Raw genomic sequence first — 15,325 nt, forward strand, 5'->3', positions numbered from 1 at the left:
CGTTGGAGGCCTAGGGGGAAGGTCACTCTGGCTCGCACCGGTGGGAGGACTTCTCGGCCGCTTCCTTCGGGATCTCTGTCCATGGCGTCGTCGGGCGCCGGCGCACGATCGACACCGACATGGACTTCGATCCCCACGAACAGCAGGAGTTCGACGCGCTGATCGCCGCCTGGCTGCCGAAGCCCGATTTCTACCCCTTCGTCCTGTCGCCGACCGTCCTCGGCAAGCTCCGGTTCGTTCACGGGCTGATTCACCCCGAAGGAAACGTCAGGTGACGGAGGCCGGTGGCTGCGGATGTCGCCGCGATCCCTGAGCATCCCACATGGCAGGGCCGAGCACGACCCTCAGACAGTGGGCGCTGCCATCGAGGGGGACGCTCAGGCCGGCCGTCACGTCCACCTCGTCGCCATCCAGCACGGCGGCGGCGATGCCGCTGCCGATGCCGCTGCCGGCGCGGTCTGGGTTCTCCACCGTGATCTCGTAGCGGGTCGTCCCCTGGCGCAGGGTGGCCTTGAAGCCCGGCCACGCGGCGGGAATGCAGGGGGCGACATGCAGGACCGCCCCCTGCTGCCGCAGCCCGAGAATGCTCTCGATGCCGGCACGGTACATCCACCCCGCGGAGCCCGTGTACCACGTCCAGCCGCCGCGCCCGGTCAGCGGCGCGACGGAATAGACGTCGGCCGCCACCACGTATGGCTCCACCTTGTAGCGGGCCGCCCGCTCGGGCGACCGGGCATGGTTGATGGGGTTGAGCAGCGAGAACACGCGCGCCGCCGTGTCGCCCCTGCCGAGCCTGGCGAAGGCCATGATCGCCCACATGGCGGCATGGCTGTACTGGCCGCCGTTCTCGCGGCCGCCCGGCGGATAGCCCTTGATGTAGCCGGGGTCGTGCGAGGTCTTGTCGAAGGGCGGCGCGAACAGCAGCAGCAGGCCGGGATCGGGCACCAGCAGGTGCTCTTCCACCGCCGCCATGGCACGGGCCGCGCGGTCTGGATCGGCGGCGCCCGACAGCACCGCCCACGATTGAGCGATGGAGTCGATGCGGCATTCCTCGCTTTCGGTCGAGCCGAGCGGCGTGCCGTCGTCGAAGGTGCCGCGGCGGTACCAGTCGCCGTCCCAGCCTTCCGCCTCGATGGCCGCGCGCACCGCCTCGGCGTGCGCCTCCCAGCGGCGGGCGCGGGCGGGGTCGCGGTCGGCGGCGAAGGGTGCGAAGAGGGCGATGGTGCGTATCAGCAGCCAGCCGAGCCAGACGCTGGTGCCGCGGCCGTCCTCGCCAACCCGGTTCATGCCGTCGTTCCAGTCGCCGGTGCCGATCAGCGGCATGCCGTTGGTCCCGGTCAGCTCGATGCACTGGTCGATGCCGCGGGCGCAATGCTCGAACAGGGTGGCGGACTCGTCGGAGACCTCGGGCAGGAAGAAGGCGTCATGGGCGCCCGGCGGCACCTCGGGCCCGTCGAGGAAGGGCACGATCTCGTCGAGGATGGCGGCATCGCCGCTCGTGTCGATGTAGGTCGCGACCCCGAAGGCGAGCCACACCCGGTCGTCGGAGATGCGGGTCCGCACGCCGCGCCCGGTGGCCGGCAGCCACCAGTGCTGTACGTCGCCTTCCGGGAACTGGCGGCCGGCGGCGCGCAGCAGGTGGCCGCGCGTCGTGGCGGGGTCGATGAACGTCAGCGCCATGCCGTCCTGCAACTGGTCGCGGAAGCCGAAGGCGCCGCTCGCCTGGTAGAAGGCCGAGCGCGCCCACAGGCGGCAGGCGATGGTCTGGTAGAGCAGCCAGCCGTTCAGCATGATGTCCATGGCCCGGTCGGGCGTCTCGACCTGTACGGCGCCCAGCGTCTCCTCCCAGTGGTCCGTCACCTCGGCGAGCACGGCATCCAGGTCGGCGGCGCGGTAGTGGGCGATCAGGGCCTGCGCCTGTTCAGTGGAGGCAGCCTGGCCGATCAGGACGACGATCTCCACGGACTCGCCGGGTTTCAGCGCCACCGGGGCCGACAGGGCGGAACAGGGATCGATGCCGGCGCCCGTGCGGCCGGAGAGCGCAGCCGTGCCCGTCAACGCGGCGGGCCTTGCGAGGCTGCCGTTGCGGCCGATGAACTCGCCACGGTCGCCGGTCCATGCCGTCTGCCGGCCGCCGAGGTCGGCGAAGGCGACGCGGCCGGGGAACTCGCCGTTCCACGGGTTGCGGGCGAGCATGGCGCCGCTCGCCTCGTCCATCTCGGTCACCACGAAGGGCGCCGACGCCGCCCGCCGCGTGCCCAGCACCCACTCCACATAGGCCGTGATCGACAGCCGCCGGGGGCGGGCGGAGAGGTTGCGGATGGTCAGGCGGGAGATCTTCACCGGGTCCGCCAGCGGCGCGTACTGCAGAAGGTCGAGCGCGATGCCGTCGGCCGTGTGCTCGAACCGGCAATAGCCGAAGCCGTGGCGGGCGACGTAGGTGCCGTCGTCCCGGCATGGCTGGGCGGTCGGGCTCCACAGGGCGCCGGTCGCATCGTCGCGGACGTAGAAGGCCTCGCCGGGCGGGTCGCTCACCGCGTCGTTGCTCCACGGCGTCAGCTGGTTCTCGCGGCTGTTCTCGGCCCAGGTATAGCCGCTGCCGGTGGCCGAGGCCTGGAAGCCGAAGTCCGGATTGGCGACGACGTTGATCCACGGTGCCGGGGTCTGCCGGCCGGGTGCGAGGACGGTGACGTACTCGCGGCCGTTGCGGGCGAAGCCGCCGAGCCCGTTGAAGACGTCCAGGTCGAGCGATGCGACATCGACGGCGGGGCCGCTGGGCGTCGCCGGCCGTGCCGGGCTTTCCGGCCGCAACCTTAGGGCGGCGGCCGCCGACGCGCCGGCGATCTGCGACCCGATGCTGCCCCGGCCGGCGACGAGGACGATCCGCGCCACGGACCGCAAGAGGGCGACGTCCTCGGCCGTCATCAGGTCGGTGCGCAGGGTGAAGATGTCGCCGGACGCCGGCGTTCTGCTCCCGGCGCGTGACCGGGCGCTGCGCACCATGGTGTCGATGCCGTTCTGCAGATCCTGCACGTAGGACGACTGGCGCTCGTTGACGATCACCAGGTCGGCGGCCAGCCGCTTCATCTGCCAGTACTGGTGTGCGGCCACGATCTCCCGCACCACCGTCATGTCCTCCGCGTCCTTCACCAGGACGAGGACGATGGGCCGGTCGCCCGAGATGCCGTGCCGCCAAAGCCGCGACTGGCTGCCGGCGCCGCGCGCGATGGCGCCGGACGACGAGCGCAGGCCGCGGTCGGCGTGCACGACGTAGCCGGCCAGCCGCTGGAATTCCGCCGCATCGCGCGTCGTCGCGCCGATGTGGCGCAACTCGACCTGGGCCTGGGTCCATGCCAGGGTCCGGGCGCGGTCGAAGGCGTGCAGGTCGCGGTGCTTGTCGATGAGGTCCAGCAGTTCGTCGCGCGACGCGGCGACGATGGTCCAGAACGCGATCCGCGCCACCTCGCCGGCGGGAACGGAGAGCCGCCGGCGCATGGCGAACACCGGATCGAGAACCGTCCCGACGGAGCCGGAAAGCGGCCCCGGGGCGGTCACTGCGAGCGCGTTGCCGATGCGGCGGTCGCGGCCGATGAAGCGGGCGCGATCGGTTTCGACCTCGATGTCGCCCACTGTCACCCCTTCGACGACCCCGACATGCGCGGCCCAGACCTCCGCCCCGCCGCGCGACCGTCGGCGGCGCGTCGCCACCAGGGCGCCCAGGTCCGGCAGGTACTCCGTCTCGACGAACATCTTCGAGAAGGCGGGGTGGGCGTCGTCGTCGGCCGGCGGGGCGAGGACCACCTCGCCGTAGGACGTCACCTCGACCACGCTGTCGGCGCGGCCGACGTTGGCGATGGTGACCCGGCGGACCTCGGCGTCGTCCTCGGGCGAGACGAGCACGTCCATGGTGGTGACGAGGCTGCCGTCGCGGCGGCTGAACTCGGCGTGATTCTCGCCGAAGGTCACGTCGTAGCTGTCGGGCTCGGCCAGGGTGGGTTGCAGCCCGGCCGACCAGGTCCGGCCGGTGTCGGCGTTGCGGAGAATGACGTAGGAGCCGCAGTCGTCGCGCGCCGCATCCTCCCGCCAGCGCGTCACGGCGAGGTCGTGCCAGCGGCTGTAGCCGGAACCGGCCGCCGTCAGCATGACGCTGTAGTCACCGTTGGACAGCAGATGCACCGCGGGCGGCGACTGGCTGCCGTCGCGCAGGCGGCGGACCACCTGGTCGTCAGGGGCCGGCGTCATGGCCCCGGCCGGGTTTTCGTCGGTTCGCGGACGGGCGACGGCGGCATCGCGCGGCATGCGTTCCTGCAGCAGCAGATCGGTCGCCTGGATCATCGGCTCGGCATGGAACCGGCGGCGCATGCAGCCGTCGTGCAGGGTGTTGGCGATGGCGACGATGGTCATGCCCTGGTGGTGCGCCATGAAGGCGCGGACGACGGCGACGCGCTCGCCCTCGGCCAGGCGGCGCGCCGTGAAGTCCAGCGCCTCGTAGAAGCCGTAGTCGCCGCGGCCGCCGAGCTTCGCCAGGGCGGCGAAGTTGCGCAAGGCACCGCGCGGGTCGACCATGGTGGCGAGGGCGGTGGCGTAAGGGGCGACCACGGCATCGTTGCCGAGGCCGCGCTTCAGGCCGAGGCCGGGCACGCCGAAGTTGGAATACTGGTAGGTGAACTCCAGGTCGCGGGCGTTGTAGGCCGACTCCGACACCCCCCACGGCACGCCGAGCGACCGGCCATGGGCCTTCTGGCGGCCGACGATGAGGCGGTTGGTCTGTTCGAGGATGCTGCCGACCGGCGCCCGCAGCACCAGCGACGGCATCAGGTACTCGAACATCGATCCCGACCAGGAGTTCAGGGCGGAACCGCGCCCGACCGGCGTAGCGAGGCGACCGAGGCGGAACCAGTGCCGCGTCCCGACGTCGCCCTTGGCGATGGCGAACAGGCTGGCGAGACGGGCCTCCGAGGCGAGAAGGTCGTAGCAGCTCGCGTCGCGCTGGTTGTCGCTCAGCGAGTAGCCGATCGACAGCAGGTTCTTCTCGGGGTCGAGCAGGAACCCGAACTCCATGGCGAGGGCCATCTCGCGCGCGGTGGCGGCGATCGCCAGCAGGCGGGGCGTCAAGGTATGCGGCATGTCGACGATGTTGTGCAGGTCGCGCTGCCGCTCGGTGATGATCGACCGCAGCGCCCGCGTCCAGTAGACCACGTCGGCGGCGGCGGGATCGCCGCGGGCGATGGTCTCGGCGATCTCCACCGCGTGGCCGGTGATCGGCTTCAGTGTCCGCAGCCGCCCTTCCGCCGACTGCTCGTCGGAGGCGCCAGGCGACAGATGCTCCGCGATGTCGTCTAGCGCGCGGCTCAAGCGGCTGCGGAGGCGGCCGGCACCTTCCGGCACCCGCTCCAGGGCCTCGCGGGCCAGGTGCATGGTGACTTGCAGCCCGCCCAGGCGCTCGATGTCGCTGATGCGGGTGGCCGTCCATTCGGTGCAGGCGTTGGCGAGGGCGATGAGGTGCCCGGCGAGATTGCCGCTGTCCACCGACGAGACATAGGCCGGTTCCAGCACCCGCAGGTCGCGCGTGTCGTACCAGTTGAAGAAGTGGCCGCGGTGCCGCTCGAGCTTCGCCATGGTGGCGAGCGTCGCCTCCAGCCGCTCGACGGTCTCGGTCGTCCCGGCCCAGCCGAAGTCGCGCGCCGCCACGGCCGACAGCAGGTAGAGCCCGATGTTGGTCGGCGACGTCCGGTGGGCGATCACCGGTTCCGGGTCTTCCTGGAAGTTGTCGGGCGGCAGCATGGAGTCGAGCGGCGTGACGAAGGTCTCGAAGTAGCGCCACGTCCGGCGCCCGATCAGCCGCAACTCCCGCGCGTCGGCGTCCGAGACGACGAGCCGTCCGGCCCCCGCCGACGATCGGCTGAGCCACAGCGCGATGGCCGGAGCCGCCAGCCACGGCACCACGAAGGCCAGCACCACCGGCCAGGACGCCGGCGACACCGCCACGGCGACGGCCGCGGCCGCCGTACCCAGCAGCACGCCGCCGCTCATCCGGCGGTAGAAGCCGAACAGACTGAGGCGCGGGCTGATCTTCGCCTGCGCCGCCGTGACCCACTCCAGGAGGTGACGGTGCGACACCCCGAGGCGGAACAGGGTTCTGGCGATGGCGTCGATCATCAGCCAGGCCTGGTCGGCCAGAAAAACGATCCGCAGGGCGACTTGGCTGGCGGCGATGCGCACGTCACCGCCGAGCGCGCCGAGGTGGCTGCGCAGCGTGATGCCGGCGCGCCGCGGCAGCAGCGCGAAGGGCAGGGGCACGAGCGAGGGGACGGCGATCATCGCCAGGATGAAGGCCGTCCAGGCGAGCACGGCCGGCAGCGGCAGGAGCCATCCGGCCGCAAGGGCGAGCAGCGCCATCGGTGCCTGCAGCGACCGCCGCAGGTTGTCGAGCATCTTCACGAGGCCGATGGGCGGCACCCGGTCCTTGTCTTTCCCGGTGCGTCCCGTGATCCACGGCAGCAACTGCCAGTCGCCCCGCACCCAGCGATGCTGGCGCTTGGCGGCGACGTCGTAGCGCGCCGGCGCGTCCTCGAACACCTCGATGTCGGAGACCAGGCCCGACCGGGTGAAGACACCCTCGAACAGGTCGTGGCTGAGCAGCGTGTCCGGCGGGACGCGCCCCTCCATCGCCCACTCGAAGGCGTCGATGTCGTAGATGCCCTTGCCGGTGTAGGAGCCCTCGCCGAACAGGTCCTGGTAGACGTCGGACACGGCGGCGGCATAGGGGTCCATGCCGCCCGGCGCCGACAGGAGAGCCTGGTAGAGCGAGCCCTCGCGGCCCATGGGCAGGCTGGTCGTCACGCGGGGCTGCAGGACGCCGTAGCCTTCGACGATCCGCTGCTCCCGCGCATGACGGCGGGGCCGGTTGAGCGGATGGGCCATCTTGCCCACCAGCCGCCGGGCCGCATCGCGCGGCAGCCTGGTGTCGGCGTCGAGCGTGATGACGTAGCGGACATCGGCGGGAACGGTGGGCGGTGCGCCGTCGCGACCCACGAAGCTGGTGTCGGTGGCGCCGCGCAGCAGGCGGTTCAGTTCGTGCAGCTTGCCGCGCTTGCGCTCCCAGCCCATCCAGCGGCCTTCGCTGGCGTTGAACAGGCGGCGGCGGTGCAGGAGGAAGAACCGCTGGCGGCCGTCGGCGAAGGCGTGCAGGCGGTTCAGCCGCGCCACCTCGTCCGCCGCGGCGGCGAGCATCGCGGCATCGCCTTCGCGGTCTTCCTGGTCGGCGTCCACCCCGTCGGTCAGCAGCGCGTACGACAGCTCGCCGCCAGAGTTGGACAGGTGATGGACTTCCAGCCGCTCGATCTGCTCCCGCAGATCGTCGGCGGTCGTCAGCATGGTCGGCACGGCGACCACCGTCCGCAGCGAAGCCGGAACGCCGCCTTTCAGCTCCAGCCCGGCGAGCGGCTTGGCACCGCTCGCCCGGGTCGCCACCCGCTCGACCAGGGCGGTCGCCGCGTCCATGGCGGGAAACAGCCCTGCGACGGCCAGCACGGCCAGCACCCAGAGCGGCGCGGCCGGCAGGATCAGCAGGCCGATGGCGAGAAGGACCGCCGTCGCGGCCAGGATGGCGGCGACGTAGCCGCCGACGCCCAGGCGTCCGACGATGCGGCCGCAGCGGCGCAAGGCAGGGGGCCGGAAGCCGATGTCGCGTTCGAGGACGGGGCGGCCGGCGGCGATGAGGTAGTAGCCGGGGTCGCCGTGACGGGCGTCGGTCCAGGCGTCGCCGCCGCCGGGCGGGTCTTGCCGCGCCAGGGCGATGGCGACGTCGGCGACGTCCGTTTCCGCGCGCCCGGACCCGCGGGCGAGTTCCTCGATGGCTTTGCGGTAGAGATCGCGCGTCGGGAAGTCCAGCGCCGCGAAGTCGCAGGCGGCGCGCAGGCGCTCGTCGACCAGGCTGACGCTCTCCACCACATCCGGCCATTCGGTGTTCGAGATCAGCCGCATGCTGGTGATGATGTTGCGGACCGTGACGTTGCACGCCCCCTGCCGCCGCTGCGCGTCGTGAACGACGGTGTCGATGGTGCTGTCCTGCCACCCGAGCCGCTCGTCCAGCCAGGCGCGGGCGGGCGTCACCTCGGGATCCTGGTCGCGCAGGCGCTTGGCGAGCTGACCGGCGAACACCGCCGGCAGCGGGCCGCCATGATAGCGGCCGAGCACGTCCTCGGCCGCTTCGCGCGGACGCCCGGGCCGGCCGATGAGGCGGTCGGCGACCGCGTCGGCCTCGGCCCGTTCAGCGGTCGCCTCGCCGATCTGGTCGGCGAGCCGGCGCAGGTTCTCCACCAGGATGATGCGCAGCGTGATCGCCAGCGCCCACAGTTCGCCGATGCTCAGCGGCTGCACGCGCTGATAGGCGTGTACGAAGCGGCGCAGCGTCTCGGCGTCGAACCGGCTGTCCGTGTGGGCGACGAAGGCCCAGGCGAGGCCGAACACCCGCGGATACCCGGCGAACGGGCCGTCGGCGAGCTTGGGCAGCTGGCGGTAATAGCCGGGGGGAAGGTCGTCGCGGATCTCCCGGATCTGCTCCTCGACCAGGTGATAGTTGTCGAGCAGCCACTCCGCCGCCGGTTCCACGGGCCGCCCATCGGGGCGGACGGCGCTGGCGCGGTAGGCGGCGAGGAGGGCGGCGGCATTGTCCGTCAGCCGGGTCGCCAGCGGCAGGACCGCGGCCGGCCGCGCCGTGACCGTCTGCACGGCGGCGAGCGTCTCGGCATGGCGCTCGAGCCGCTCGACGCTGAAGAGTTCCTCGCGGACGGGATCGCCGCTCGTCCAGATGGAAGACGGGGTGGTCCGGCGAAGGATACGGTCGACTGTCGACATTGGTTGAGCCTCTTCTACGGGCCGGTTGGAAGCGCAGAGCGCTTGGCTGACCCGGAGGCTCGCTGGCCCAGGGGTAGGTATCCGCGCGCAAGGCGGCGGGCATGTGGCTCACGGAGAGCGACACCCGCCGCCGGCGGATCAGGGGGCCGGGGTGGGGCGGTCGTCCGGCACGGCGCCGACGATGGACATACCCTCGTTCTCCGCCCGGTCGATCGCGCCGCCTTCCGCGCCGGCGCTCTCTTCCGGCTCGGCGGGAGCGGCCGGTCGCGGCGCCGGCGATGCCGCGGCGTCCAGCGCCAGGGCGATGTCGAGGTCTTCCGGTCGGACGGTCAGGCTGCGCCGGATGCCGGGCTGTGCGGCATCGGCCGGCAGGTGGACGATGGTGAGGACGCGCCGGTAGGCATGGAAAGACAGCCCTTCCAGCAACTCCTCCTCCGTCTCCACGTCGTAGGTCCCCGCCGGCAGCCTCTCTTCCGCATCGCCGAGGACGAAGGGATGCGCGAATGTGACGGTCGTACGTGTCGTGCGAGTCAGCATGGCTGTGCCTCCCAAGGAGCCTCTCGCGCCATGGTATGCGAGAAGAATACGCACAAAACTACCGTTTCCGACCCTCGTTTTGGGTCGGTACAGAAAGTATCGTAGCAAAACGCGAAAATGAACTGGAGGGATAATTGGGATATTTTTTGCGGCATTTTATTGTAGTACTACGTCTTGCGTTTCTCTGCATGCCGAGGGGCCGTCTTCGGTAACCGCCATGGCCGCCCGCTCGACGACGCGCAGATCCAGCGGGCGACCGGACCCGGGTCAGGAGGTCGGCTGCGGTGGCGGCGACGGCGCTGCGGGCCACGTGCGGCGTGGTCGCCAGGATGGCCTTCAATGCCCCGCGCACCGTGAGGCAGACCTCGACGTTGGAAGCGCCGGCTCCTGCGCCGGCTTGCGGGTCATCCAGGTGTCCAGGGTGCACACATTCGGCGTGGATGACGTTGATCGCGGTGCCCGGATCATCGACCCTGGGCGACAGCGCCCGCGACGCGATCTCGGTCAGGACGATCAAGCGGGCAATGGCAATCGTCGGGGCGGGATAGTCCCTGTCCATCCCGATGCCGTGACTACCGAACGGAGCGGTCGGAGCGCCGCGAGACCAGGCGATCGAGCAGGAAACTGGTCATGCCGTGGATGACCGCGGATGCGAAGACCGCGTATGCGACGAGGGCCCACAGCTGGTTTTCGTTGATGAACTCCATGTGTCCGGCAGCATAGGCGATGTAGTAGATGGAGCCGATGCCCCGCACTCCGAAGAAGCCGACGATCCAGCGATCGCGCGAGGTGAGGTCGGTGCCGACCATCGACAGCCAGCCGGCCACCGGGCGGATCAGCAGCAGCAGGCTGAAGCCGATCACCGAGTGACGCCAGTCCAGCGCCGGCCAGAGCGCCGGCAGGGTGCTGCCGACGAGCACCAGCAGGATTGCCGTCAGGGCATGCTCGATCGCTTCGCTGAACAGGTGCAGTTGGCGATGGAACTGGTGTCGCTCCTGAACCCGGCGGCACACCAGACCGGCCATGAACACCCCGATGAAGCCGTAGCCCTCGGCCATCTCGACGAGGCCGTAGCAGAAAAGTACCGCCGCCAAGGCGATCACGCCGGGGCCGCTTTTCTCGATGGCGCGGGCACCCCAGGGCGAGAACAGGCTCCTGCCGAGCAGCCATCCCACGCCGGCGCCCAGCGCCACGCCGACGGAGATGCGATAGAGGAGGTCGCGCAGGACCCAGTCCGAGAGCCATCCCGACGGATCCCCGCCGAGCGCCGCGACGAGAATGCCCAGGTGCACGAAGGGGAAGGCGAGCCCGTCGTTCAGGCCGGCCTCCGCCGTCAGGGTGAAGCGCACGGGGTGCTCGTTGCCTTCCAGCGGAGGGCCCACCTGCACGTCGCCGGCGAGCACCGGGTCGGTGGGGGCGAGAACGGCACCGAGAAGCAGCGCGCCGGCCACCGTCATGCCGGCGAGGCCCCACGCCACGGTGGCGACCGCCGCGATGGTGAGAGGCATGGCCACCAGAAGAAGGCGCACCGTCGGTCGCCAGAGGCGGTAGCTTCTGATGTTGTCGATGCGCAAACCGGTGGCGAACAGCACGATGATCACCACCAGCTCGCTGGTCAGTTCCCAGAGGTGCGGTGCCGCCGTCGGGTCGGCGGCCGCCGGCATGCCGGGGATGACCGCATAGGCCAGGCAGCCCATGATCATGAGGAGAGCGGCGTTGGGCGGGGACCTGTTGATCAACAGTCGCGGCACCCAGTAGGCCACGAAAATTGCAGTCCCTATGGCGGCCAGCAGGACATGGTACGGGGCGAAGTCGTAGGAGATGAATGTCTCTGGCGCCAAAGCGGCTCGCTCCTCAACGTATTGTCTCGGACCTGTTTTTTGCTCAGGCGGCCTTGGCATCTTGTACCCGTATGAGGCCGTGGGCCACGGGTCTTGTGGCTCGGCTTCTCGTCACCCTGCGTTAATCAGAACGAAGACGCGGTGGTGGTTCGGCCGTCGCATCGGCGTCGCTTCAGCCAAAGGCTTCGTTCGAAACCGGGCCGGCGGTGTCCTCCCTGGAGGGGACCGCCCCCACCGTCGGCGGAGCGCCGCTGCAGCGGCCATGAACCCCGTCGATCGCCTGTCGCGACCGGAAATGCCGGCCGTTCTCCCGCCTCCACCTGGTCAGCTGCCGGAACCTCCTGATCTGTCTGGGCCCGGCCGCCCACGGACTGTCCGAAGCCCTTCGCGGTCTTCGCATCATAGTTTCCGGCGATCTGCTCTTGGCGGGTGGTGATCTTGCGGAACGGCTTGAGTTTGTTGAAAAACCGTTCCACCAGGTTGCGCTGACGGTATAAGGCTCGATCGACGCCGCTTCAGCCTCCCGTCCTCATCGGCCGCCGGACACCGCCGTCCACGGGCGCCGCACGGTGTAGCGCCGCTCCGCCTGGTCGATCTCCGCCAGCCGGGCTTCCGTTTCGCCGATGTCGTCGAGGCCGCACAGCAGGCGTCGGCGGCTGCCGGCATCCAGGGCGACCGGAAGGCGCAGGGCGCCGGCCGTCAGGACGCCCTGTTCCAGGTCGACGGTGACCGCGGCATCGGGCTCCCGCGCGAGCACGTCGGTCAGGGCGGCGTGGTCGGCTGCGGACAGTTCCACCGGCACGAGGCCGTTGCGAACGGCATTGTTGCGGAAGATGTCGGCGATGCGGGTCGACACGACCACGCGGATGCCGGCGTCCACCAGGGCGTAGACCGCCCCCTCGCGCGACGAGCCGCAGCCGAAGTTGTCGCCGGCCACCAGCACCAGCGGCGCCGGGCCCGGCGCATTGAGCGGGAAGTCGGGCTTCGGGGCGCCGTCGGCGTCGCGGCGCAGGTCGTGCAGCAGGTAATCGCCGTAGCCGGCGTCGCCGCCGCGCGGTTTGCGCAGGAAGCGGGCGGGGATGATCTGGTCGGTGTCGACGTTGTCGACGGGCAGCACGACGGCGCGGCCGGTCTCGCGGACGAAGGGGGTCATGCGGACGCCTCCTGCGGCAGAAAGGTGCGGACGTCGGTGATGCGCCCGGTGACGGCAGCGGCGGCGGCCATGGCCGGGCTCATGAGGTGGGTGCGGGCGCCCTTGCCCTGGCGGCCGGGGAAGTTGCGGTTGCTGGTGGAGGCGCAGCGCTGACCCGGCCCCACCATGTCGCCGTTCATGGCGACGCACATGGAACAGCCGCTGTCGCGCCATTCGGCCCCGGCGGCCCGGAACACCTCGGCGAGCCCTTCCGCCTCGGCCGCGGCCTTCACGGCGGTGGAGCCGGGAACGATCAGGGTGCGCACGCTCACCCGCCGGCCGCGCAGCACGGCGGCCGCCTGGCGCAGGTCGTCGAGGCGGGAGTTGGTGCACGAGCCGATGAAGGCGACGTCGACCGGCGTCCCCGCCACGGCGGCGCCCGCCGTCAGCCCCATGTACCCAAGTGCGTCGGCGAAGCGGCCGTCGGCGTCGTAGGGCACGCGCCCGTCCACCGGCGCCACCTGCTCGGGGCTGGTGCCCCAGGTGACCATGGGCGCGAGGGTGGAGGCGTCGAGCGTCACCTCGCGGTCGAAGGCGGCGTCGGGGTCGGACGGCAGGGAGCGCCACCACGCCACGGCGGCCTCCCACTCGGCGCCGGCGGGGGCATAGGGGCGGCCCTGCAGCCACGCGAAGGTGGTTTCGTCCGGCGCCACCATGCCGGACCGGGCGCCGGCCTCGATGGTCATGTTGCAGAGCGTCATGCGGCCTTCCATGGACAGCGCCGCGACCGCCTTGCCGGCGTATTCCACGGCGTGGCCGGTGGCGCCGCCGGTGCCGATGGTGCCGATGACGTGCAGCGCCAGGTCCTTGGCGGTGACGCCGGCGGGCAGGCGGCCCTCGACGGTGACGCGCATGGTCTTCGGCCGGCGCTGCCACAGGGTCTGGGTCGCCAGCACGTGCGCCACCTCGGACGCGCCGATGCCGAAGGCGAAGGCCCCGAAGGCGCCGTGGGTGGCGGTATGGGAGTCGCCGCAGACGATGATGGTGCCGGGCAGGGTCAGGCCCTGCTCGGGTGCGGCGACGTGCACGATGCCCTGGCGCGGATCGCCCATGCCGAACAGCGCGAGGCCGTTCTCGGCGGCGTTGCGGTCGAGCAGGGTGATCATGGTGGCGACCTCGGGGTCGCGGGCGCCGGCGGCGTGGTCGGAGGGGACGTAGTGGTCGGCGATGGCGAAGGTCGCCTGCGGCCGCCGCACCCGGCCACCGCGCGCCTTCAGCTTGCCGAACGCGTGGAACGAGCCCTCGTGGACGAAGTGGCGGTCGACCAGCAGCAGGTCCTGGTCGCCGTCGGAGGCGACCACGTGGTCGTCCCAGATCTTGTCGAGCATGGTGCGCGGCATGGATGCGGCTCCGTCGTCAGGCGTCGGCGGGAGAGGATGAGGCGGCGCTCTTGCGGCGGCGGCGCAGCGTCTCGATCAGGCGGGGCAGGGTGGAGGCGACCAGCAGCGCGATGAGCACCAGCGTGATCGGCCGCCCGGTGACGAAGGAGATGTCGCCGCCGCTGATCTGGTAGCTGCGCACCAACTCGCCCTCGGCCATGCCGCCGACCAGCAGGCCGACCACGGTGGCGGCGACGGGGAAGCCGTAGCGCCGCATGAACCAGCCGACGATGCCGGACGCGACCACGGTGACCGGCCCCACCATGTTGCCGGTGATGGCGTAGGCGCCGACCACCGACAGCACCATCACCACCGGCGACAGCAGGCGCAGCGGCACCTTGACGATGGCGCCGGCGGCGAACACGAAGGCGGCGCCCACGAACAGCAGCCCGACCGCCTGGATCATGTTGCCGAAGATCAGGGCGTAGACGATGTCCTTGTTCTCGGTGATGAAGCGCGGGCCCCCGGTGACGTTGTGCATGGCGAAGGCGCCGAGCAGCACGGCGGTGCCGGCGCCGCCCGGTAGGCCGAGGGCGAGCAGGGTGACCATGGACCCGCCCTCGGAACTGCTGTTGGCCGATTCCGAGGCGACGACGCCGTCCGGATTGCCCTTGCCGAAGCTGTCGGGATCGGCGGCGCGGCGCTTGGCGACGGCATAGGAGGCGAGGTTGGCGACGCTCGCGCCCACGCCCGGCACGGTGCCGATGGCGGTGCCGAGCAGGGCGCCGCGCAGCAGGCCGACGGGCCGGCGCACCGTCGCCGCCATGCCGCCCAGGATGGCGCGCAGGCGCACCACGCGCAGGGCCTCGTCGCGCACGATGTAATCGCGGCCGACCAGGTTGAACAGCTCCGACGCCGCGAACAGGCCGATCAGCACGGCGATCTCGGGCACGCCGTCAAGCAGGTACATGCTGCCGAAGGTGCCGCGCATCTGGCCGGCGTCGCTGTAGCCGATGGTGCTGACCAGCAGGCCGAGGATGCCCGCCGCCACGCCCTTGGCGACACTCGCGGTGTTGAGCACGGCGATGAGCGTCAGCCCCCACAGCGCGACCACCAGCATTTCCGTCGGGCCGAGGCTCAGCACCAGGTCGGCCACCGTGTCGACGGCCAGGAACAGGGCGACGTAGCCGATCAGCGTGCCGACTACCGAGGCCATGAGCCCGAGGCCGAGCGCCTCGGAATGGCGGCCCTGCACGGACATGGGATAGCCGTCGAAGGCGGTCGACACCGCCGACGACGTGCCGGGAATGCCCATCAGGATGGCCGGGATGGCGCCGCCGAAGCCGCCGCCGGTGAAGATGGCGGTCAGGAACAGGATGGCCGGCAGGAAGTCCATGTACAGCGTCACCGGCAGGAAGACCGCCATGGCGATGGAGATGGACAGCCCCGGAATGGCGCCGAAGATCAGGCCGATCAGCAGGCCCGGCGGCACCACCAGCCAGGCCATGGGATCGTTGAGCAACTGCACGGCCGACAGGGTGGCGGCGAAATCGATCATGGGGAAGGACCCTCCGGTG

At 71.0% G+C, this 15,325-nt stretch carries 8 protein-coding genes and 1 pseudogene; 1 reads left to right on the forward strand and 8 read right to left on the reverse strand.

Going from position 1 to position 15,325, the window contains the following annotated elements; all coding sequences use genetic code 11:
* Nucleotides 1–119 precede the first annotated feature (119 nt).
* Nucleotides 120–275 (forward strand): hypothetical protein, encoded by a 156-nt coding sequence (locus CRP50_RS25025; protein ID WP_416045204.1) that lies wholly within the window; start codon nucleotides 120–122, stop codon nucleotides 273–275.
* Here the strand turns inward: CRP50_RS25025 and CRP50_RS07565 are convergent.
* The 8 genes and pseudogenes from CRP50_RS07565 to CRP50_RS07590 all read right to left on the reverse strand — a co-directional run bounded on the left by CRP50_RS07565 (nucleotide 268) and on the right by CRP50_RS07590 (nucleotide 15,306).
* Nucleotides 268–8,859 (reverse strand): GH36-type glycosyl hydrolase domain-containing protein, encoded by an 8,592-nt coding sequence (locus tag CRP50_RS07565; protein WP_097278411.1) that lies wholly within the window; start codon nucleotides 8,857–8,859, stop codon nucleotides 268–270. The genes CRP50_RS25025 and CRP50_RS07565 overlap by 8 nt on opposite strands.
* Nucleotides 8,860–8,997: 138 nt before the next feature.
* Nucleotides 8,998–9,396: a hypothetical protein gene (locus tag CRP50_RS25505; protein WP_176525074.1), complete on the reverse strand. Its 399-nt coding sequence runs from the start codon at nucleotides 9,394–9,396 to the stop codon at nucleotides 8,998–9,000.
* A 58-nt stretch (nucleotides 9,397–9,454) separates the two neighbouring features.
* Entirely contained in the window at nucleotides 9,455–9,955 is a 501-nt protein-coding gene (locus CRP50_RS26475) for a DUF2254 family protein (protein ID WP_101613972.1), read from the reverse strand.
* Between the two features lie 13 nt (nucleotides 9,956–9,968).
* Complete coding sequence (locus CRP50_RS07575) at nucleotides 9,969–11,159, reverse strand: cation:proton antiporter (protein ID WP_217992013.1); 1,191 nt, start codon at nucleotides 11,157–11,159, stop codon at nucleotides 9,969–9,971.
* 479 nt (nucleotides 11,160–11,638) lie between these two features.
* Nucleotides 11,639–11,743, reverse strand: a pseudogene (locus CRP50_RS24815) (IS5/IS1182 family transposase); the annotation flags it as partial.
* Nucleotides 11,744–11,766: 23 nt separating this feature from the next.
* The gene (leuD, locus tag CRP50_RS07580; RefSeq protein WP_097278413.1) at nucleotides 11,767–12,390 is read right to left on the reverse strand and encodes a 3-isopropylmalate dehydratase small subunit; all 624 of its coding nucleotides are present in this window, start codon (nucleotides 12,388–12,390) and stop codon (nucleotides 11,767–11,769) included.
* Nucleotides 12,387–13,769 (reverse strand): 3-isopropylmalate dehydratase large subunit, encoded by a 1,383-nt coding sequence (leuC, locus tag CRP50_RS07585; protein WP_097278414.1) that lies wholly within the window; start codon nucleotides 13,767–13,769, stop codon nucleotides 12,387–12,389. The genes leuD and leuC overlap by 4 nt, the downstream gene beginning before the upstream one ends.
* Nucleotides 13,770–13,785: 16 nt before the next feature.
* On the reverse strand, nucleotides 13,786–15,306 hold the full coding sequence (locus tag CRP50_RS07590; protein ID WP_097278415.1) for a tripartite tricarboxylate transporter permease: 1,521 nt from the start codon (nucleotides 15,304–15,306) through the stop codon (nucleotides 13,786–13,788).
* Between the last annotated feature and the right edge of the window lie 19 nt (nucleotides 15,307–15,325).

It is taken from the genome of Caenispirillum bisanense (genome assembly GCF_900230255.1).
Lineage (GTDB): Bacteria > Pseudomonadota > Alphaproteobacteria > Rhodospirillales > Rhodospirillaceae > Caenispirillum > Caenispirillum bisanense_A.